The sequence below is a fragment of the Paenibacillus sp. GL_099_B genome (assembly GCF_057835695.1).
On the sequence record NZ_CM174430.1, the window covers coordinates 7,017,561 to 7,039,078 of the forward strand.

The 21,518-nt window shown below is 45.7% G+C and carries 17 protein-coding genes and 1 pseudogene; 5 read left to right on the forward strand and 13 right to left on the reverse strand.

Annotated features, from left to right (window positions below; translation table 11 throughout):
- Nucleotides 1-13: 13 nt before the first annotated feature.
- The 8 genes from AC3ITG_RS31850 to AC3ITG_RS31885 form a co-directional block, all read right to left on the reverse strand.
- Nucleotides 14-1,867, reverse strand: coding sequence for a hypothetical protein (locus AC3ITG_RS31850; RefSeq protein WP_489252434.1), 1,854 nt, complete (start codon nucleotides 1,865-1,867; stop codon nucleotides 14-16).
- A gap of 11 nt (nucleotides 1,868-1,878) precedes the next feature.
- Nucleotides 1,879-4,170, reverse strand: a complete 2,292-nt coding sequence (locus AC3ITG_RS31855) for a glycosyltransferase family 2 protein (RefSeq protein WP_489252435.1) — start codon at nucleotides 4,168-4,170, stop codon at nucleotides 1,879-1,881.
- Complete coding sequence (locus AC3ITG_RS31860) at nucleotides 4,170-5,261, reverse strand: GtrA family protein (protein ID WP_489252436.1); 1,092 nt, start codon at nucleotides 5,259-5,261, stop codon at nucleotides 4,170-4,172. Before AC3ITG_RS31860 ends, AC3ITG_RS31855 begins: the two co-directional genes overlap by 1 nt.
- A 237-nt stretch (nucleotides 5,262-5,498) precedes the next feature.
- Complete coding sequence (locus tag AC3ITG_RS31865) at nucleotides 5,499-6,032, reverse strand: YceI family protein (RefSeq protein ID WP_489252437.1); 534 nt, start codon at nucleotides 6,030-6,032, stop codon at nucleotides 5,499-5,501.
- 203 nt (nucleotides 6,033-6,235) lie between these two features.
- Entirely contained in the window at nucleotides 6,236-8,359 is a 2,124-nt protein-coding gene (locus AC3ITG_RS31870) for a 5'-nucleotidase C-terminal domain-containing protein (protein ID WP_489252438.1), read from the reverse strand.
- A 184-nt stretch (nucleotides 8,360-8,543) separates the two neighbouring features.
- Nucleotides 8,544-9,806, reverse strand: a complete 1,263-nt coding sequence (locus AC3ITG_RS31875; RefSeq protein ID WP_489252439.1) for a polysaccharide deacetylase family protein — start codon at nucleotides 9,804-9,806, stop codon at nucleotides 8,544-8,546.
- 33 nt (nucleotides 9,807-9,839) lie between these two features.
- Nucleotides 9,840-10,499, reverse strand: coding sequence for a hypothetical protein (locus tag AC3ITG_RS31880; protein WP_489252440.1), 660 nt, complete (start codon nucleotides 10,497-10,499; stop codon nucleotides 9,840-9,842).
- A 454-nt stretch (nucleotides 10,500-10,953) separates the two neighbouring features.
- A complete protein-coding gene (locus tag AC3ITG_RS31885) occupies nucleotides 10,954-11,112 on the reverse strand; it encodes a hypothetical protein (protein ID WP_489252441.1) in 159 nt (52 codons plus the stop codon).
- A 129-nt stretch (nucleotides 11,113-11,241) separates the two neighbouring features.
- Here AC3ITG_RS31885 and AC3ITG_RS31890 point away from each other — a divergent pair, with 129 nt between their 5' ends.
- A complete protein-coding gene (locus AC3ITG_RS31890; RefSeq protein WP_489252442.1) occupies nucleotides 11,242-11,805 on the forward strand; it encodes a sugar O-acetyltransferase in 564 nt (187 codons plus the stop codon).
- 131 nt (nucleotides 11,806-11,936) lie between these two features.
- On the opposite strand, the pseudogene AC3ITG_RS31895 reads toward AC3ITG_RS31890, so the two are convergent.
- From AC3ITG_RS31895 to AC3ITG_RS31905, 3 genes and pseudogenes are all read right to left on the reverse strand, one after another.
- Nucleotides 11,937-13,043, reverse strand: a pseudogene (locus AC3ITG_RS31895) (hypothetical protein).
- Between the two features lie 389 nt (nucleotides 13,044-13,432).
- The gene (locus tag AC3ITG_RS31900; protein ID WP_489252443.1) at nucleotides 13,433-13,615 is read right to left on the reverse strand and encodes a Spo0E family sporulation regulatory protein-aspartic acid phosphatase; all 183 of its coding nucleotides are present in this window, start codon (nucleotides 13,613-13,615) and stop codon (nucleotides 13,433-13,435) included.
- Between the two features lie 86 nt (nucleotides 13,616-13,701).
- A complete protein-coding gene (locus AC3ITG_RS31905; RefSeq protein ID WP_489254561.1) occupies nucleotides 13,702-14,238 on the reverse strand; it encodes a DedA family protein in 537 nt (178 codons plus the stop codon).
- A 253-nt stretch (nucleotides 14,239-14,491) separates the two neighbouring features.
- Between AC3ITG_RS31905 and AC3ITG_RS31910 the strand changes: the two genes are divergently transcribed.
- Nucleotides 14,492-16,540 (forward strand): serine hydrolase domain-containing protein, encoded by a 2,049-nt coding sequence (locus AC3ITG_RS31910; protein WP_489252444.1) that lies wholly within the window; start codon nucleotides 14,492-14,494, stop codon nucleotides 16,538-16,540.
- A 126-nt stretch (nucleotides 16,541-16,666) separates the two neighbouring features.
- On the opposite strand, the gene AC3ITG_RS31915 is transcribed toward AC3ITG_RS31910, so the two are convergent.
- Together AC3ITG_RS31915 and AC3ITG_RS31920 are read right to left on the reverse strand one after the other, a co-directional pair.
- Entirely contained in the window at nucleotides 16,667-18,457 is a 1,791-nt protein-coding gene (locus AC3ITG_RS31915) for a response regulator (RefSeq protein ID WP_489254562.1), read from the reverse strand.
- A 121-nt stretch (nucleotides 18,458-18,578) separates the two neighbouring features.
- Nucleotides 18,579-19,160: a sensor domain-containing protein gene (locus tag AC3ITG_RS31920; RefSeq protein ID WP_489252445.1), complete on the reverse strand. Its 582-nt coding sequence runs from the start codon at nucleotides 19,158-19,160 to the stop codon at nucleotides 18,579-18,581.
- 500 nt (nucleotides 19,161-19,660) lie between these two features.
- Here AC3ITG_RS31920 and AC3ITG_RS31925 point away from each other — a divergent pair, with 500 nt between their 5' ends.
- The 3 genes from AC3ITG_RS31925 to AC3ITG_RS31935 all read left to right on the forward strand — a co-directional run bounded on the left by AC3ITG_RS31925 (nucleotide 19,661) and on the right by AC3ITG_RS31935 (nucleotide 21,295).
- Nucleotides 19,661-19,852: a hypothetical protein gene (locus tag AC3ITG_RS31925; RefSeq protein ID WP_489254563.1), complete on the forward strand. Its 192-nt coding sequence runs from the start codon at nucleotides 19,661-19,663 to the stop codon at nucleotides 19,850-19,852.
- Nucleotides 19,771-20,673 (forward strand): YndJ family transporter, encoded by a 903-nt coding sequence (locus AC3ITG_RS31930; protein ID WP_489254564.1) that lies wholly within the window; start codon nucleotides 19,771-19,773, stop codon nucleotides 20,671-20,673. Before AC3ITG_RS31925 ends, AC3ITG_RS31930 begins: the two co-directional genes overlap by 82 nt.
- Before the next feature lie 172 nt (nucleotides 20,674-20,845).
- Complete coding sequence (locus AC3ITG_RS31935) at nucleotides 20,846-21,295, forward strand: HEAT repeat domain-containing protein (protein ID WP_489252446.1); 450 nt, start codon at nucleotides 20,846-20,848, stop codon at nucleotides 21,293-21,295.
- The last annotated feature ends 223 nt before the right edge of the window (nucleotides 21,296-21,518 follow it).

Genomic DNA, 21,518 nt, shown 5'->3' on the forward strand with positions numbered 1-21,518 from the left:
CACTCTAATGATCTCAAGTCAGCGTAAGAATGATCTGTTCCCCGGAACGGGTAATCTTGTAGATCCCTTCTTTCATGTCAATGCCATAGTGCTTTTTCAGCAACCACTTTGCGTTACGATCCGTCTCCACGACGACCAGATAATCGTAGCCGCTCAGAAGATTGTCCATATTATCCTCATAGAACAAGACAATCCCGTCCACATGCGGAGCATACAAAAAATACTTCCCGACATACTGCATGTAATAATTCGTGACCTGCTGGTCCCTGTCCGAGGCGTAGAACAGATATCTGTTGTTGTCCTCCTGACCACCTTTATACCAGCGATCACCGGTAACCGCATGAATTTTGTAAGGGAGCGTTGTATCGTAGGTTTTGGCAATCGAGACAATCCCGTTGTATTCCGATAAAAGGATAGTCGCCGCAATCGCCATACAGCCGATGATTCCTTTTTGATAATGCCCCTTCGTCTCGACCGTCTTGAAGGCTTGATAATCAGGCACTTCACCAATCCGATAGTGGAATGAACGCTCCAGGTCAATCGCAGCGCACAGCACCAGCCCACCGGCGAACAGCACCACAATACTCGATGCATAACGCTCAAAACCTGCCAGCACGATCGCCTCATCCATCGGCATAGAGAAGAGATACAACGCCAGAATGCCTGCATAATACAGCAACAATACAATATCCAGCGCAATCAGTGCTTTCCACAGATTCCACTTCTTCTTGAGTACTACATAGGCAAATACCGAAGCCGCAATCGCTACAAGTTGGAAAATGACAATACCGATGACCGGTCGTGTCGTAATATCCGTACTCGACTTTAAGAACAGCCACAGAATCTCATTCATCTGCTCCGCCGTTTTGCCGGATTGAATCCCGGAAGTGGCTACATCGAATTTGTTATCGACGCCCTGAAACACCGTTGCCATTCGCCAGCTCCAGCCGAAGTATGGAATCAGTGAACCGCAGATGGTGCCAATAACAGCCAGCGCAGTTTTCCAACTGAACTTTTGTTTGTGTTTTAGCCATGTATACACCAGGAAGATCAGGCCGATGGCTGCGAAAATAATGCCTGTGCTTTTAATGACTGTCAGCACACCTGCAAGCGGGAGCATGATTATACATGCTCGCTTGATATCATGACGGTATTGGTATATGACCGCCAGGATGGCGAGCGCATAGATAGGAAGCAAGAAATCCACGAGCAGGTTGGTAATCCGAATCGTAAGGTTGAAGAAAGACAGTGTAGACAACCCGAGTCCAAGAAATGCATACAGCAGAAAACGTTTCTTCTCGGAAACGATGCCAAACATGGCGTAAAAACAGGAAAAGATCAGCAGACCTTGTGCCAGGAGCATCACAGACTGGGAATGTCCCATGAAGCGACAGACGTAATAAATAAAAGATGAAGTCCCTAGCGGATAATTTTTAAAATCAATTAGGTTCGAATCCGGTGTCGGAAAAGCATCTGTGCTGAGCATCTGCTTCAAAACAATCGCCCAGTGGGAAAAATTATCGTAGTGCGTCAATTGATTTTGGAAGAGTACCAGTAAGAAAATGAACGTCCCTGCCAGGAATGAAAACTGGAATAAGGAAAAAGAAATGCGAAAGGATGCTCCTCGGCGCATTCCGAGAAACACCATTCCTCCATACAATAGTAATCCGACGAGAAGAAGGACAAGGCTGCCAATGTAGAGCTGCCCTGCCAAACCGCTAAGAAAGACAATACATGCTATTGAGGAAAACACAAATACAGGGATGAACTCCCAACGTATAGATAGTGCCTTTCGAACAAACTGCATGTAACCAATAAAGGAGAATATCAATAAAACTCCCATCACAAGTTGAAGCATATACAGCATCTCTATCTCTCCTAACCCTCTCTGGTGAAACGCTCGGCATGTGGATGGGTCAAATCACTCAGCAATTGATCAATCAAACCGCGCTCCACGATATCATCAATATTCTCCACCGAGAGAAGCACTTCGCGACGATTGGCTGTCGTTTTCCCTGTATGCTGCAAAATGACTTCAATATTACTCTTCGTATAAAAAGTAACAATCGATCCTGCCGCAATATCACCATGGAGACCCGTGGCGGAAAAGAAACGATAATTGAAGCTGCGCAGCGTACATCCAGCATGATTGGTGAAATGAACTGGAAGCTGAAGGGAAAGCCTCGGCATTTTTCGTTGATCCGATCTAGGTTGAACAATACGTTTTTTTACATTGCGAAGCATATCGTCGTAAGCCGTATCCCACAGGTTCATCTGCTCTGGCAATGAGTGTTTACGGTCATAGATGATTTGCATGTATTGACGGTTATCCGTCTCATCAATCGGCTGAACCGTCGCGGAATAACGCCAGCCTTCCCCATCCTGTTTCACATAAACGATGACCGCGTTGAGATTGGCCTCATACCGCTCGGATTTTACGACCAGAGAGATCGTCTTCTGTTCAGGTAGATAAATGGGATACGGGACATAAAAGGCAATACCTTGTTCAGATACATCTACTGTCTTGGCCTGATAGCGCAGATTCGTGTCCTGGTCGTGGATCATGACATCCTCCTGCGCCCGAATCCGCTCTGTCTCCCGATACGCACGGCGGCCGATCATGAAGAACAGGGCATAACACAGCGCAATCATATTATGAATGAGCCAGAAAATAATGATACTGCTGAAGAACAGCGCGATGCCATATTTACCGTTAACATACCGAATCACAGCCGCAATCGAAAGCAAAAGCAGGAAGATATGCGGAAGTGCATATAACAGAGCAGACATCCATTTCCGGCCATTCGCTCTGCTTTTATTGGTAACCTTGAATTTTTTCTCGCGGATGCCCAGCGTTTCAAGGAGAACCGGCCATATCAGATAAGGCATAAATATCGTATCAATAACCTGACTCCAGCGCTGATTCCGAATATTGCTCGACAGATAACGCATCGATACACTGTAGAAGAAATAGGACGGAAGCCAGAATATTAAAATTTGCCAGAAAGTTGTGTTTACAATCTTGAAATCAAACAACGCAAATAAAATAGGAGCCAGAATGAAAATCAACCGGTTAAAGAAGGACCACCAGTATAAGAAACTGCTTAAATAGGTTACCCTCGTCCAGAAAGGAAGCTTCTCGGATATAGGAGCACGTGTATTCTGCAGGCTCTGAATAATACCCCTTGCCCAACGAATTCGCTGCTTGATCATGCTTGGAACAGTTGTTGTCGTCTGCCCGGCAGCTTGAACCTCTTGAGTCGCATAGGTAATATAGCCTTCCTGCTGTAAGCGGATGCTTGTCTCAAAGTCCTCCGTGATCGTATTCAGCGGGAAACCGCCGATCTCTTCCATGCCTTGCCGGGAAATGATCGTATTACTTCCGGTATAGGCTACCGCATTGGAGGCATTACGCAGGATGTTCACTTCTCTGGAGAAGAAATCCTGTTCATTCGGAATTCCTTGCTCTGCATACAAGTTAAACTGGAACAGATCCGGGTTGTAGAAGCTTTGAGGGGTCTGTACCAGCCCCAGCTTGAACTTTTTATCTATTTCATCCTCACGGCGAAGCCGCCATCTCCCGTTCTCTTCTATAAACGTGGAGAGCAGGAAATACGGGACGGTTTTCATCAAAAAGGTGTGTTGCGGGATCATATCTGCATCAAAGGTTGCAATGAGTGGAGAAGAGGTTTTGCTCAGGGCATTATTCAGGTTACCTGATTTGGCATGCTTGTTGCCGGGAAAACCCAGATATCCTACGCCAAATTGCTTCGCAAGCTCCTCCACCTCAGGTCGTGCTCCATCATCACACAGATAGATGTGAACCTTCTGCTTGTCAGGGTAATCCATGAACGTACAAGCATTGACGGTTTTATATAACAGATCGACCGGTTCGTTATGGGTGGCAATGAACACATCCACATGAGGATAAAAATCGGGAGGAACGATGGGAAAGTCGAGCTGTGTACGTTCCTTTTGCATCTTTTGAAAAAACAATTCAAAGGTGGTCAGTACGGTTACCGTCTCAGCCACAATTAAGAGCATGCCGAAGATGACGTTCAGAACGCCTTCCCCCCATGGCAGTGTAAAGAACATCCGCCATAGCAAATAAATCGACATCAGGATCATGGTGATGACAAAGAAAATATGTTGTCTTTTTTCGTTTTGCACTACAGCTGCTTCCTCCTTGCTGCAAATACCCATCTTCGCTGCAATTGAAAACTGAGCAGGAACAGCAAGGCATCACAGACAAATTTCGCGATTTTCTCATCCACGAAGAAAATCGTATGGAACAAATATACCCCCGTACTGGAAAGCACAATCACGAATCCGCACAACGTCAAGTAGCGCCATAGACTGCCCTGACTATCCTCTTTACGGAATACAAAGTGCCTATTCAGTATATAGTTGACGACAATAGAAATAATTCTCGCAATCACGGTTGCGAGCAGAATTCTTAGATAATCCTGCTGACCCAATATTGGCCGCAAAAAGTCGATCAAAAACCATGCAATTCCTAAATCGACGACAGAACTCGCAACTGAAGAGGAAATAAACCGCAGGAAATTGGAGAACAGCACACCCATCACCCGAGCGCTGTCCTGAATCGCTTTAAAGTGTGTCCCTGCATTTCCATTCTCATAGATGACTTGAATCGGCATGGTATGAATCGGTATGCCTGACTGAATGCATGAGATGAGCATCTGCAGCTCGTATTCGAAACGAGTGCCGCGAACATCTTGCATGAAAGCAAGCAGCTCGGGGCCAAAAGCACGAAGCCCGGTCTGGGTATCTGACAGCTTTTTGCCGTAAAGCACAGCAAAAATAGAGGATGTCATCCGATTGCCGAGCAAAGACTTCGGCGGTATGCCTCCCTCGCTGAAGTCCCTTACCCCGAGAACCAGCGCATCAGGATGAAGCCTCGCTTCTTTCGCAAGTCGGTATACATCCTCTGCTGCGTGTTGTCCATCAGAATCCGCAGTAACGACAAAGGAGGACGCATCAAACTGCTGTCCGATATACTGAAATCCGGTCTTAAGTGCAGCACCCTTTCCCAGATTTTCCGCATGCCGAAGCAAAACACACCCGTTCTCACTCAGCTCTTCGAAAATCGACTGATACGCCTCACCAGATCCGTCGTCCACAATGACAATATGGGTCAAGCCATATTCTCGCAATTGCCGTACATAGGCTAGAAGTCTCTCATCTGGCTCAAGCGATGGAATAAGGATGATCGTTTTGCCGTCTTCAGTTATATCCATAATTATCCTATTAAGCCTCAATTCGACATATTTTCACAAATTCTTTTTGAATATTGTGAGTATAACATCGAAATGGTAGACAGTAAACGAACAACTTGTATATATTTTGGTAAAAAAGTTGTATTCGCATTTGTGCTAGTGTATAGGTGAAAAATACTAGGAATAGGTCTGTGGTATACACAACGAAAAGCTCGCCATGATTATGGCGAGTGAATGATCAGATATCATGTAACAATGCTATTCTATTCGAATTGCTTCAATATAAAGCTCGATGCTTACTTCATTTCCAACGACAATTCCACCCGTTTCCAGAGGCGAGTTGAAGCTCAAACCAAATTCATTACGATCGATACTGGCAGTCGAATGAAATCCCACACGTTCCCGGCCTCGAGGGTCTTTATTAAACCCTTCAAAAACGGTATGAAAAGTAATAGGTTTTGTTACGCCATGCAGCGTTAGATTGCCAGTAAGTTCATATTGCCGTTCGCCAGTAAGAACGCAGTTGGTGCTTTGAAATGTAATTGCTGGATACTTGGCAGCATGAAAGAATTCTTCGCTCTTCAGGTGTTCATCGCGTTGCCGCTGGCGAGTTGTGATACTATTTGCGTCGATGGAAGCCTGAATACCCAGGGTTGTTACATCGTTGGGGTCAAAACTTAAAACCGCTTCGAAACGCTCGAATACACCTTTGATTTTATTAATCATTAAATGCGTCACCGAAAACTCAACAGAGCTGTGGTCCGGATCCACTTCCCATTTGACATTGCTCATAAATAAATTCCACCTCTATAATAATATGATGAGAAAGGTCGCCCCTTCTCCAAAGCACTGCGCTATTCGCATGCTCTTAATATACAAAAAGGCTACTGACAACGTAATGTCAGTAGCCTTTTAGCGTTCTAGCATTTTTTAGCTTCTCGTTAATCCGATTTCGGAATGACTTAGGCTCGAATAAATTCTAAATAAGTTCTAAATTATGAAGCTTTTGCTGCAACAGCTTTTTGAATTAAAGCTTTTGCATCGTTAGTAGAAAGACCTTGCTTAGGTTGAAGCAGGTTCTTCTCTGCTGCACTAAGAATGCCTTTGTCAATCAGTTTTGCCATAGATTTCACCGCATAGGTAGAAACGGTTTTGCCATCTTCAAAACCTGCAATGATCGTAGCCGCATTTTTATCAGAAGCTTGATCTTTCAGCAATTTAGCAACAATGGTAGCTGCTTCTTCACGAGTGATATCACGATCAGGATTGAAGTTACCACCGTAGCCTTGAATGAATCCAGCATGAGTCGCTTCAGCGATTGCATCTGCATATGAAGCGTTAGCAGCAACATCCTTGAATGCAGGTGCTGTAGCTACTTCGTTCAGTTTCAACAGGTCTACAAGAGCACTTACAAATTCAGCACGGGAAATGAATTCTGTTGTTGCAGGTGTTTCTGTTTCCTCTGTAGATGCAGCTAGATTCGTGATACGTCCTTCCGTTTTAGCCACAATGTCAGCGCCTTTATAGGTATCTACAATGTACTGGTAGAATACATCCAGATCGATAGGACCAGCCAAGGATGATTTAGCATCTACTAGCACTTTATAGTTATCTCCACCTGCAGCCATAAAGTTGTTAACTACAGCCGTATATGTTTTTGCAGGATCAATAGGTGCGCCATCTTCAAGACTAAGACTAGTAACACGTTCTGCCACTGGTTTATTGAAATCTGCAGTATATTTCAGACCAGAGATCTGTAGAGTTTTTGTGTTTGGTGTACCGTCAGCGTTGGTACCCCATTGTTGCTGCAACAAAGTTTTAATTTGTTCGCCAGTCAACTCCAGTTTCACTAGAGTATTGCCAAAAGGTTGGATTTTAGCAAGATCAGCAAAGGTCACATCGCCTTTTGGCAGATCCGCACGAATACCACCTGGATTCATAAATGCAAAGTCAGCAGCACTTGCCTTATCCCCAAAGTCTGCTTCACGCATTGAATCTGCAATGAGGTTGCCCAGAGCGGCTTCGTTATTATAAGCATCTGTACGGGTAACAGAACCATCCGTTGTACCAACTGGCTTAGTCAACTCAGGATGCTTGTCTAATGATTTTTTAATAATAGCCAACGTTTCAGGGTCCTCTTTTACACCCTCTTGGAAAGTCGATGTAACAGTAGCTGATTTCTCCGTTACATCCCCAGTAGCAGGGTCAATCATCAATTTAATATCTTCAAATGCCGTACCATAAGAGAACGCTTGAACGATCAATTTTCCATTTACTTCACCGTTAGCCAAGGCGTGATTGTCACCTGCTACGATAACGTCAACAGGGGAATCTGCTGGCAAAGCTTTTGCTAAATCAGCCGCTTCTCCAGTGGTTACGCCTTCTTTGGTTGTTGCTGGATCATGCGCCAAAACGATGATCGTTTCTACACCTTGATCTTGCAATTCTTTTGCATATTTATTAACGGCTTCAACTTCTTCTTCTGCGCTTAAGAAACGCACACCAGCTGTCCCAGATGGGGATACTTTGGCAGGTGTGGATTTCGTCACTAATCCGATGAATCCGATTTTAACTCCGCCTACTTCTTTAATAACATACGGCTTAATCAATGTTTTGCCAGTGGCAGTTTCAATGACGTTTGCATTGACGTAATCAAATTTTGCACCAGCATGAGTTACTTTGCCTTCTTTTGGATCAAGGCCACCAAAGATTTGTGCCTTCAAGGCAGCGATACCTTGGTCGAATTCATGATTGCCTAGAGAACCTACATCAAAGCCCATCATATTCATCCATTCCATGGTAGGCTCGTCACGATCGAGAGATGAGACTGGAGCAGATGCACCCACAGAGTCTCCATTGTGGAAGAGTAGGGAATGTTCATATTTTGCTTGAGCTTCTTTTAAGTAGGTTGCTAGAATTGGAGCTGTTCCTGCCTTTTTATCACTAACGATCGATGTGGTATCTAACTGACCATGGAAGTCATTGATACCAATCAAGTGTACTTCTACATCTTTGCCTGCGGCAGAGACAGAACCCGCTGCGCCCAATAGTTGGGTGAGTAATAGTGCAGCAGTTGCCACACGAATTGTGCTTTGGCCCAGAACTTTTTTCCAATACATGAATTAACAAAACCCCTCTCCAATTTTAGATCCTGAGATATTCTACCATAGTTTAATTCATAAAAGTCGTAGAATATATCAAATGGATGTAAAAAATTTAAAGATTGATAGAGAAAGGACATATCTGTATCTGGATTTTAACCAAAGCTAGTTCTTGGGGTTTCAATCTGCTCTGAGGTCTATTTTATTTGAAGATGACGAATTTTAATTTTTTTTCTTTTAAGTGTTTAAGAATAGCCGGAAGTGCTTCTAATGTGTTTTTGTTCTCATGCAGCACATATACTCCGCCAGCAGCTTCGACCTGATGAAAGTATCGAATAATATCCTCTGGCTTCTTCGCATTCCAGTCCTCTGGATCTCGATTCCACAGAAGGGTCTTCATATTCAACTTCTTAACCTCGGTGACAAGTTTATTGTTAACCGCACCGTATGGTGGACGGAACAAAGTAACCGTTTTATGCGTCAATGATTCCAGAACGCTGTTTGTCTTCGACAAGCTCTCGCTCTGATCCTGTGGGGTGTCCTTCGGAAGCAAACTGTGATCCCAGGAATGATTCCCAATCGCCATTCCATGTTCACTCGCATAGATAACAGCATCTCGATTGGGTCCCACCTTCTGCCCCACGAACAGGAATGTCGCCGCTACCTTCTGTTCTGTCAGAATGTCCACAAACTGCTTCGTAAGCGTGGAGGGTCCGTCATCAAAGGTTAAAGCCACATATTCCTTCGGCAAACCAAAGAAAGACTCCTCTTTATCAATATCGATGACTTCAAAGGATTCGTGATTACTGTCAGGCTGATCGGATACGTGTGATAGGACGATAGGATTTGTTCTGGCAGCCGTAACTGAAGTTTCCGTCTTGTATGGTTCACTTATAGCTGTAAGCACCATCGGCGCTTCAAAATCATCGTCTTTTTCCCCAGCCATCGCCACCCCGACTGATCCGCTAAACGTATTTGCAGAATCGTCATTCCCCTTTGAAGTGATAGATAGAACAATCAGCAAGCCGATAGTTACCAGGGACAGAATCAAAATTTTGGGCATGTGAGCAGAGAATTGCCGCAGGAGTTGTGTCCGTTGCTGAGTGGGTCCCTCTACTCTGTCCTCCACTGGAACGGGCGGAAGGTTCCTGATCCGCTTAATTTCATTTATGTATGCTTCGCTGCATGCAAAATACTGCACATCCCGGGAAACTTCTGTGGTTCTGATTATGGAACTATAAAAGGTATTTCGGTATGGATCCCACTTGGAATAGGGAGAGAGTCTGATCCTGTCTCCATTTAGTGGCTTTAACACTTCAAGCCCAAGATATGTAAACTCGTCAATATTAATTTCGTATATAGCTTGCCTATCCTCTTGGGACACTGCGACCGTGATTTGATTTACACCATCCGAGGTCTTCCCAAGCGATAACAGCTCCATTACCTGCGTAATGTATGTCTCCATACCATTCGTCCTCTCTTCCGATCAGCAATGACTTTAATCGATTGGAGATTCCTCGGTTGTTCCTGCGTTCGATGCAAACGGAGATGTCAATCTGTTAGTAAAGTCATTTACAACATTAAGCAAATGCGTTTTCTCCTGGCGAAGAGCATCGAATTTCTGCTTCATTTGAGTGAGCTCGGATTCATATCTTACATTCTTCTCCTCAAGCTCGCTGATTCTCTTATTCTTATCGGTAATCATCTCATTGTGCTTCTGAAGCAGGCCGGCATAATTCTGGCGTTCGAGCTCAATTACACCTTTAAGCTCCTCATTTTGACCAGACATAGTGGATTGAAGCTCCCGAAAGTCTTCCATCATTTGATCGACCTTCAGATTCTTATCGGCCAGCTTCCGCTCCAGCTCCAAAATGCTCTTCTCGCGTTCCTCAATGACCTTGCCCAAGTTCTTTAGGTCTCTGTTCAAACGATCATTTTGTCCGTTCGAATGGTTTAGTCGATCCTGCAAATCATTATGACTCATTTCGACATGCTGCTTGTCCTTAATCATCTGCTCTACGGCGAATACCAGATCAAGCGAGCTCTTATCCATAAGACCCTTATTGATTAAAACAGAACTTGAAGGCTCTTCCTTCACCTCGGAAGGAGTCGAATTTAGCGACACTTCCTCTTGTGGCTCGTCCAAGTCCCTCCTCATGTCAAGGTCCTCTCTCGATTGCTGCTGCTCAAGTCTACTCTTCTTCTTTTGGAACGGTGAAAACATATATTAAATCACCTTTTCTAGGAAAATGTTGTTAAATGTCGATTTATGGCATATAACCGCATATTTATTATCGGAAATTTACCTTTATTTTTTAATATATTCGATAAATAAACATCAGAACGCAGAAAAAAGAGACGCGGACATCACTCCAGCGTCTCTTACTATTAAATAGCTTACGGTAAAGAACCTTAAGGTAGGTCTTAGACTGAATGGTGGCAGTAGAAAAACCAAGAACAGAGCTTAATCACAAACTAGTGTATGTGGCTTGTAAATTGAAGTCTCTGTTGTTCATAAAGAAAGTAGATTCATATTTCAGTCCATAGCCCATCATCGGCTCCATGTACATCAATAAACTTGCTGTTATTTATGATACGGTTCTCCGTAACATCTATAGAGCGAAATCGAAAGGCACCCGATTGGGGTGCCTTTTTTTGCTTAATTGATTTACCATTCTGCCGATCTCCACCTGAAAGCCAGGCACCAGTTGTCTGTTGAGTTCGAGGCCATCCAACATCTTCACGTAATCTCCGCCATCAAGTCGAAGCATATAGCGGGGCCACATCCGGCCATCTCTGTCTCACGATTTTGATAATGCCAATGGCGCAATTTTATAGTTGAATTTTATCATTCCTTATATTAAGATACTTTCGCTGATATGAATAAAGGAGTTGATGTTATGAACGAAAAAGAAAAATCGCATGCTGGTATGTTATACCAACCTGGCGATCCTGAGCTTGTGGCAGACCGTGCTGATACCGTGAAAAAGCTATACGAATATAACAATATACACCCGCTGGACCGCGAAGCACGACTGGTCGCCATTCGCGGGCTGCTGGGAAAGACCGGAGATAATTGCGTTATGGAGCAGCCGCTTTTCTGCACTTACGGGTACAATACCACGGTAGGAGACAATTTTTTTCTCAATGTTAACTGCAAGCTCATGGACAGCGGGAAAATTACAATAGGTAACAACGTATTTATTGCGCCCAACGTCTGCCTTATAACGGAAGAACATGCTATGGATGTAGAGCAACGGCTAGCGGGCTTGGAATACACACATCCAGTCAATATTGGTGATAATGTATGGATCTGTGCAGGCGCTATAGTCCTGCCAGGCGTGACGATCGGAGCGAACAGCGTGATTGGGGCCGGCAGTGTCGTTACGAAGGACATTCCGCCAGATAGTTTGGCTGTCGGCAATCCATGCAAGGTCATCCGCTCTTTGAAAAAAGCCCTTTAGTCAGGCGCCAATCGGTGATTCTATCGCTGTCAGAAATATAACAACAACCTTCATGTGGTCTCACCCCAGCTATCGCCAACGAAGTCCCACTGCTCCCGCTTTTCTTTTAGTGTACCACAATGTGCAGCCCTTCAAGACAGCAGTACGGGCTTCAGATTGCGCCGAGCCAGCTCGAACGGGCTAACACCGCAGATGGCGGATGCTGGGATGAGTGCCCACGGAATCAGCGTACCCCCTCCAACCCAGATCGCAGCCACCTGCCCTAGTGCGGTCAGCGGTATGAATAGCGGACGCAAACAATTGCGCAATGGAACCAGCCAGTGAAATACCCGAGAAGCCCAAACCATCCAGCCCGGTGATCGCCCCGATCACGGTCATCGTGACAGCACCCACCGCACCGTTAAGCGGAACATGATTCGCCAGAGCGACACCGAGGTCGTTCACGATGCCGTGCGATGCTTCCGGGAGCACTTTTCCGAACAGTTCCGTGAATGCCGAATCGCCCAGATAGAAAAAAGCCGCAATCGGAATCACCGGACCAAAAACCTTGAATCCAAAAACAAATCCTTCTATTAAATAGGAAGTGATCTTTTCGAGCCCCCGGTTGCGGTGGGCCAGCATTGGTGATGGAGATCAGAATAAGTACCGCCGTTCCGCCAACGAGTGCTGTAGCAGCTCCGCCTTGCAGCTTCAGAACGAACATCGCCGCCATATCTAGTAGGAACAGGAGTGGGATGACGATCGCCAGCGTTTTTTTGACACGGGGGCTGAGCAGCAATGGCCCTACTAGCTTTCCTCCCACCTCCGTGCGTACCAGCTCCTTTTACCGTGACCAGCCCATTCCGCCACGTTCCATTCTTCTGATCTCTGTGCATCAGCCAGAACGCAGCCACCGTCGTAACCAGACCCATGACAATTACGAGCGGAACACTGGCCTCCATTCACTGCTTACCGGAAGTCCGGCTGCGTCTGCGGTGAGTTTGGGGGCGCCCTGGATAATGTAATCTCCGGATAACGCGATACCGTGACCGAACAGATTTCATCGCCATGGACGGCGTACGAATCAAACGGCTAAGCGGCACAACCATCGTCTCATTGATCCCGGTAATAATCAGAATCCGGCTCATCGCTACAATAATGGAGATAATCATGATCGTACCGAGCAGCTCTTTAGTCGCATATACAAAAGAATTGAAGATCCCCGACACCGAACCGCTCAGCATAGGTCTTCCTATCATCTAATCAGTATAAAAGAACATTTACCTAAGACTAACAAATGGAATTTGTATATAATATCCAGAAATGAGAGGGGTAAATGAACAGAATAAAGAAAAACATGCCCGCTATTTTGGTCATTTTAGGTGTTGTCCTATTTTCTTGGTGTTCAGTATTTAGTCATGTTTAATGTAGCCAATTGACGGAAGAAGTCTCACCTTCTAGGAGACAAATCATGATACAATCCACAACGATTACACCAAAATTTGGTTGATCCAAACACCATATGCTCGTAATCATCTTCACAATCCAGTCTATAATCTAGGCTCGAACCTACATACCTGATGACGTTCTCACGTTAGCTGACGCTCACGACGAGAAGGTGGAACAATTCTCTTATACAAATGTATTCCTAAACTGCACAACTGCCCACTTCCTCTTCTTTCCCCAACATTAGGCTGTACTCATTTAGCAGCTTGTCCAACTCTTGAGACTTCAACAGAACTACTCTTGAGGTGACTCCTAATGTATCCGCCAAATCGTTTAGCTCGCTGCGCAGCGGTTCGATTTTGTCCTGAAAATCCAACTTATTCAAGCGTATAGCTCTTCCTTTCTTAAGGAAACGCTGACTACATCTTCCACATCTTCTGCTGCCAAGTATTTAGCTCTTTTGAGAGCACTCTATTCTCGAGAGAAAAACAACCAAAAAAAAGAACCATGATAATTCGAAAAATCAATAGTTCCCCCTAGAAAATACCCAATTGAAATAAAAATCGCACACCAGCACAGGGCTCCCAAGCCCGAGAAGATTATATATTTCCGTGGGTTCATGGCGCTCATCCCTGCCAGATAACAAGTCAGATAGCGAAACCCTGGAATATAGTAGCCGATGCATATCGCCCAGGGGCCATAACGCTCGAACCAGCTCTCTGTTTTCTCTAACCTTTTGGTCGTGAGCCTGACCCATTTTCCATACTTCCACAGCAACGGCTTGCCGAATTTCCGCCCAAGGGCGTAACTGCACAGCATGCCACTCATAGCCCCGAGGACGCTGACCACAAGGGATATCGGAAAATAAAGCAGCCCAATTGAAGAAAGATAACCAACAATCGTCATGAGAACCTCATCAGGCACAGGCAAACCAATAATGCCAAGCGCAAGGCATAGAAAAATGGCAATGTAACCGTACTGGATAACGATATCTTGTAAGAAAGCGATAATGTTCACACTCCAGTTCTAATGGCTTTGGGCAAGGAAGACTGTCCTCGTCTCCTGAATGTTTCATCGCCCTTTCAGGTATCCTAATGCCTCCCTTGTAAATAAACCTAGTGCTGAATTGTCACATGACGCTTTCAAAGTAGCTGAATGTCATGGATGACGAAATGCAACTTGTTGGTGTGACAACTCCTTTGCCATACTGGGCTCAGCCGATGGTTAAGAGGCAAACCCAATAGTTAAGGAGATATCATTTATGAAGAATACGAAGAAATGGATTCGCAAGAATCGCGCAGTTCTACTATTAACTGTTCTGGTGTTAACTGGTACGATCATTAACGCTTGTAGGGCATCATGGAACGCTCCCAATACCCCGCCGGCTCCCACGTCAGTTACATCTGAGAAGGTCAGCCTGGAGGCGCCGCAGGATGCTAAGGTACTGGAGGGACCGCAGGATTCCAAGGAACTGGAGGCCTTTGCAGATGGCATTTTTGCGGACGCGATGAAAAAGTATAATACGGTTGGTTCTAATTTTGCGGTCGTTTCGAATGGGAAAGTACTGTTAAGCAAGGGTTACGGTTATGCCGACAGGGAAAATAAAATTCCGGTAGACAGCAGCACCGTTTTCCAAATTGGTTCTGTGACGAAGCAGTTCACGGCATTGGCAGCTATGCAGTTGGTCGATAAGGGAAAGATTGATTTGCATCACGATATCCAGGAATACCTGGGAGGGATGAAGGTACCGAATACAACAGGAAAAAAACTGACGATGTACGATCTGCTTACGTATACCAGCGGCTTTGACAAACCGGATATCCTCTCGGGATCGAAGCCAGAATATGTGAATCAATTCTTCCCGATGAAAGAGTCTCTTGAAGCGAATATGCCTACTGTTGTCAGACCTCCGGGGGAAGCGTACACCTACGATAATTTTGGGTTCACACTGGCGGGGTATGCGGTAGGGGAAGTAGCGGGCATGTCATTCGCCCAGTATATGGAGGATAATATTTTCAAGCCGCTGGGCATGAACTCGACGAATGTGCGGTTTACCCCTGAACTGCTCGGCAGAATGGCTGCCCATTATGGACCAAAAGGCGAGCGAATCGAACTGGAGGGATTCAAACCAACCGATCGGCCTAGCGGTGGCATGGTATCAAACGCAGATGACATGGTGAAGTACCTTATGATGCATCTGAACAAAGGAATGTATGAAGGCAAAGAAATCTTAAGTCCCGAGAGCATCGAGCAAATGCACACCTACCAGGTGTTCCCTGACAAAGAGTTCCCTGTCACAACCATCGGATTCGAAGGCTACTTCAAAGAGAAGATGAATGGTCAACATGTGGTTATCAAAGGGGGAAATGTGACCGGTCATTCTTCCTTGATTGTTCTTCTGCCGGAGAAAAATACAGCGTTCTACATGTCCTACAATAACGACTCCATGATGAGTCTCGACGTGTACGAGGAATTTATGAATCATTATTATCCGAGAAAAGAAGCGGCTCCAAAGCCATCCTATTCGGCAATCAGTGAGCAGCAGGCCAAGGACTACGTGGGATTGTACCAAAACACGCGTCTTGGATCCATGCGGACCCTCGTTACCTATTCAAACGGAAAATTGGTTGCGGAGACAGGAGATCTGGGCAAGAGTACGCTGAAAATGATCCACCCGTTACTCTTTGAGGATGAATCCGGCAATAAAGTAGCTTTCCAAAAAAATGGGGCCGGCCAAATCACCTATTTCTATTACATGACACTTCCGCACTACGTGGGTTATGCACAAAAAGTAAATAGAGATTTGCCATTCACTGATGTACCGGCCGGCAGCAAGTATGCGTCTTATATTCAAAATCTCCATGCTTTAAAGATCATGGACGGAAAGACAGCTACCCGCTTCAATCCGAATGGAACGTTAACTCAGGGTGAGTTCTCGGAGTTGCTGCTACACGCCCATGGCTGGGAAAGCATGCCTGATACGATTGAACCCAACAAGAAGCAGATGTTGTCCCGATTGCCTAATTATGAGCCTAATTCTCCTATCAACAGAGAGATGGCGGCAGTTATGATCCAAAACCTGAGACAAGCTGAGCCTGGAGCCAAGGTTACATTGCGTGGCGAAACGGATGCCTGGGCAGTTGAAGCCATCACAACCCTTGTATCCCAAGGCATCATGGACCCGGATACCAAGTTCAATTCTGACGGCTCCATCAACTTCCGTTCCAAGCAACCACTTAAGCGGCAGGAAGCGAGTGCCTTATTGGATCTGGCATTTGATTACTACACATTGCCAATTGCCAAACGGTAATGAACGTAAACCCTAATTCAGAATAAGTAAAAAACGGCCTTTAAAAATCTAAATGGCGGATGCCGACATACGAAGCACAATCACTCCGTATGCCGGCATCCGCCACCATAATACATAACTTGGGGGTTATTCCAGAAGCCCGGCCTCCCTGGCTTTTTGCACCGCTTCCTCCCGGTTGCGGACCCCCAGCTTCATATAAGCCGATGACGCATAGTTTCGAACCGTACCATCGGATAAATATAATTTGGAAGCAATGCTTTTATATCGCAGCCCTTTGGACACGAACTGTAAAATTTCAAGCTCCCGCGGCGTTAACTCATAGGCCGATGACGCTTTGATTGGCGAAGGACCATCTCCGCTACTGTCCGCTTCCAGTTGGGCAAACAATTTGTGCGACATGCCCTGATCGATCAGCGTGCCCCTGCGGAAGACGGTGCGTATCGTTTCAGCCAGATCTACCGGCTGCATGGACTTCAACAAGTATCCGTCGACCCCGCTTCGCATCGCCTCGAGAGCCTGTCGGGTATCCTCGAACGTGGTGAGAATCAGAATGCGGATGTCGGGCCACAATTCTTTTATCTTACGGGATGCGGAGATTCCATTCATATTCGGCATTTCCAGATCCATAAGCACCAGTTGCGGCTGAACCTGCCTGCACAGCTCAATCGCTTGCTCGCCATCCTCTGCCATCCCAACAACCTGCAAATCCTGCTGCTCCTCCAGCAGAGTCCGCAGGCTTTCACGGATAAAGGGCTGGTCATCGACGACCAACAGACGGATGACTTCATCCTTAAGCTCCGTTTGTCTGGGCAGCGTACAGGTTACCAGAGTGCCTTCTCCCAGCTCCGTATAGACGGCCACATGGCCTTGCAAATTCATCGCCCGCTCCTTCATGGCACTCAAGCCGAAGCCCTCTCTCCCATGCTCCATCCCGCAGCCGTTATCTTGAATTTCCAGTCTCGTCTGCTGGGGCTCGAATTGCACGGACACCTTAATCTCTGTCGAGTTTCCATGACGCACAGCATTCGTCAACGACTCTTGCAGGCAGCGATAAAGTGCTGTCTTCGCTTGCTTCATTACAGGGTATTCCTCCCCGTAGGCATGAAAACGAACCGTAACCTTGGCATGCTCCTGAAACTCCTCCGCCAGCTTCTTCAAAGACTGAAGCAGCGGGAGCGCCTCATGCGGCGATTCGATTTGATGCACGTAGCTTCTGACCTCCTCCATATTTTTGCGGCCCAGGTTCAATAGGGAGTCAAGCCTTTCCGTTCCTGTATCCGTTGTCAGCTCAGGCCGCAACGTTTCCAATCCCATAATGAGCGAAGTGTAGGCATGGCCGACGGTATCGTGAAGCTCTTTGGACAGCCGGTTCCGCTCTTCGGCAAGCGTAATGTGCTCAATTTGGGACAGGTACTGCTCCAGCACTCCATTTTGGTCGCGGATAATTTCGCCTTGGCGATAATTGAGTGCGAGTAAATGGAAGGAGAATCCGAAGACATATGCCATCCCGATGTGAACGGCCATGACCCAGTATTCACTCTGCTCTGCAAACAGCTTGATTATGGCGGGCAGGAGCAATATGGATACAGGCCCTGACCACAGATAAGCCCTTTTCGCGCTGTGGGCAGCAATTAAAAAGGCGTACAGCAGGAATGAGAAGTAGGCTTGCGGAAAAAAAGAAGCCAGATACAAGCACAACCCGCCCGAGATTACGATTTCGGTAAACAGGTAGTATTTATAATCGAGCTGCAAGCAAAGCCATGGAACGGAAAAAGCAATCAGCTGCCACAGTATAAGGCCCCCTATCGGCAGCGTGAAATATTCTTGCAGCCCTATAGTCGTAAACACGAGCGAAATGCTGCATATCAGGCGGATTATGAACATGAGCCAGTCGTACCAGTACCATCGCTTGACCATATCGAACAAAACCATCAACCCCTAACGACCTTAAGTATGACGTTACGTAACTAGTATTGAGTAAACTTCTATAGAGTAAACTACCATCGGACGACCTACGAGGCAAATCCGGGCGTGGCGTCTACCGGTTCACATGCTTGATCATCAGACGTGTGTAGCCGCCTATCAAGCGCGCCAAGCGGCCCGCAAGCCTGTAGCTCACCATCATCAATACGACCCCTATGGCCGACATCATCACGGCTTTAGCAAAACTATCTACCCCCATAAGGGAAAGGTTGATAAACCGATAGAGGAACGGAGCAGCAATCAGTACAAGCGGCGCTGCGTAGAGCAGGGCCGCACTGATCAGACTTAAAATCCCTATCGGAAATTTCAACAGCAGCCAGCCAATTGCGATCCAGTTGCGTAGGTTCAGCAGCTCCTTTTTCGCTTGAAGCCAGTTGAACACATCGGGGCTCGCGGATTTAACGCAAGGCTCGGTGGTAATGTCCGTATAGATCTTGGTCTGTACTCGTTCAAATTGTAGGAAGGCGGTCGTCGTCCGCAAAACGTGAGTCAGGAGAGGAACGCCCGCGATGGTAAACGAAAGGCTCAAGCCCAATGTTAGAGCGACCAGATAAAAGCTCAAGTAAAACATTCCGGTGACGAAAGTAAGCAGCAGAAAATAGCCGTTTTGAACAAAGCTAACGACGGTTCTGGCCATCAAAGAGCCCACATCCTTTCCAAGTAGTAGATGTATTTTAAGGATCTTGATGTCAAATCCGCCAGTATCATAATGTCATATGACACAAAATGAACGGAGTTGCCCGCAGTAACGAACGGGACAGGGCCTCAGATGAACCACTTTCCAGCGACCGTTGCCTTCGCCCCTACGTATCTATTCACCAGAGTCTTATAGACACATCTGATGATTTCTCTGGGAGGAACTCGCGAGCATCAAGAATCAGCGCGAGTGCGCTTCTTCAAGTCGTTCGACGGAAATGGCGTCGATGACGACGGTTCTACCATAGAAATGCTGGCGGACGATGAAATGGTTTATGCCGCTGTCAGCGGTACCTTGCAGCCTCATCTTGGAATTCGAATAAAAAAAACGGCAGCTTGTCGGGTTTGTGCGTGACAGAGAAATAAATTTTGTATTCGCCGGATACGCAGCAGGACGATTGCGTCGACAAGGAAGCGACTATGAGAGTCGGCGCACGGAGCATGGTCTGCGTTCCCCTGTTCGACTCCAGCACTGCCGTCGGCGTGTTGAAAGTCATCTCCGGTCGCTCCGACACTTTCTCTAGCTGCGATATTGAAACGTTGCAATTATTATCGCTCGCCCTGGGTACTTTCAATTCGAACTTGTTGAAAAGTTTCTACTTTTTGCGGCTTTCGTCATTGTTCCTCTTGTGATTTTACTTTTGAACCATGACGAAAAGAATAAACATCAACGAATGGTTTATGCTGCTATTAAATGGCTTCAGTTTCCCGCTGCGCTTCTTACCCTAGCCTCGGTAATGAGTAGTAAGATGTGGGCGTTAGAAAGTACGGCAATCCCAGAGATTTTGTCCCTTGGATGGCTACTGTTCACACTGCTGCTTGGCATCTATGGCTTGACCACTATTATGATCTCTAAAGGAAAAGCAGCGGAAATAGCGATTGGTGCGGGGCTCGTTTATTTTTTTATCGGGGGCATTTGGTTTACCTTATATCAATATCAATTGAATCTCTTCCAAGCTAATCCTGCAACGCACGCGTTAAGCTCGCTCCACTTTCATTTCTCATCTGCTATCGTTCCAATTTTTATTGGTGCACTGGGACGCATCATGACGAAGAAAAGCTGGTATCCTTGGGTCGTTGCCATCGATATCATCGGACCCATCTTGATTGCTATTGGTATGATTTTCTCCAAGCCAATTGAATACATTGGTGTCACTTTGTTCGCCTGTAATATTGTGATTTACACCGCTTATCTCCTTGCTTACTTGAGGAAAAACGCTTTGGATAATAAGGCGACCTTCTTTTTAGCCCTATCTTGTCTAGCCTTTTACACGGTTGTTGTGCTTTCCATTTTATATCCGCTACTAAAAAAGATATTTTTCTTAACCATACTTGATTTCATTCCCGTTTACGGATCTCTGCATGCATTTGGTTTTGTTTTATGTGGACTGATTGGTTGGGTGTACACGGTAGACTTCATTAAGAGAAAAAAGATTGTCAAGGAGAATAGATAGGTTGATACATCTATATGAGTGATTACATACAAAAACATGAATTGGTGAATGTGATGTATAGGCTGTCAATCGGCTTCATAGGAGTAGTTTAGTCAGGTTCGTGCTATAATAGTGTTCACATAAATAACATTCATCATACTGCCGAGATGGCGATGATTAAGGAGATTGAATTTTGACGAACAACCATGATATTGGAGCAGTTAACGAACTACCGGAAAACTTTGAAGAGCTCAAACGAGCGACTAATCGGACGAGCTGGAGAGACAGACTAAATGCGGTGAACGAATTGGGGAACTGGGATACAGCCCCTACCATTAAGTTACTGCAGCATGTTTTGACAAGTGATCAGGTGTTTCAGGTGCGTGAAGCTGCATATTTCAAGCTGAAGCAGTTGGATGAAGATGTTCAAATGCCTACCAAAAACAAAGGTGAGCTGTTTAAAGGTCTTAACAAAATTTTGCTACGGATTAAAAAAAGCCTTCCTGAAGGTCATACATTTGAGCAATTTAAGGAAAAATTGCAAAAGACACGTCTGGATATTTATGATACTTACGAGGGCGACAAAGATGCTGAGTTCGACTCCTGGCTCCATGGAATTTGGGAGACACTAGGTAGAAAATAGCCGCCGTTCAAGCTACAATGTAATCTTTGCACAGTCTCCATACGGCTGATTTAACACTCGACCCTTGCTTTATCACGATCGCTATTATACCGTTCACCGTATAATAGCCGAGTACAAAGCCACTCCAGAAAAATGGAGTGGCTTCTTTATTTCTTATTATTTTGATTGTCACCAGTTTCCATCTCACTCTTTAGCACTTTGAAGTATGAATGCAGTAACATTT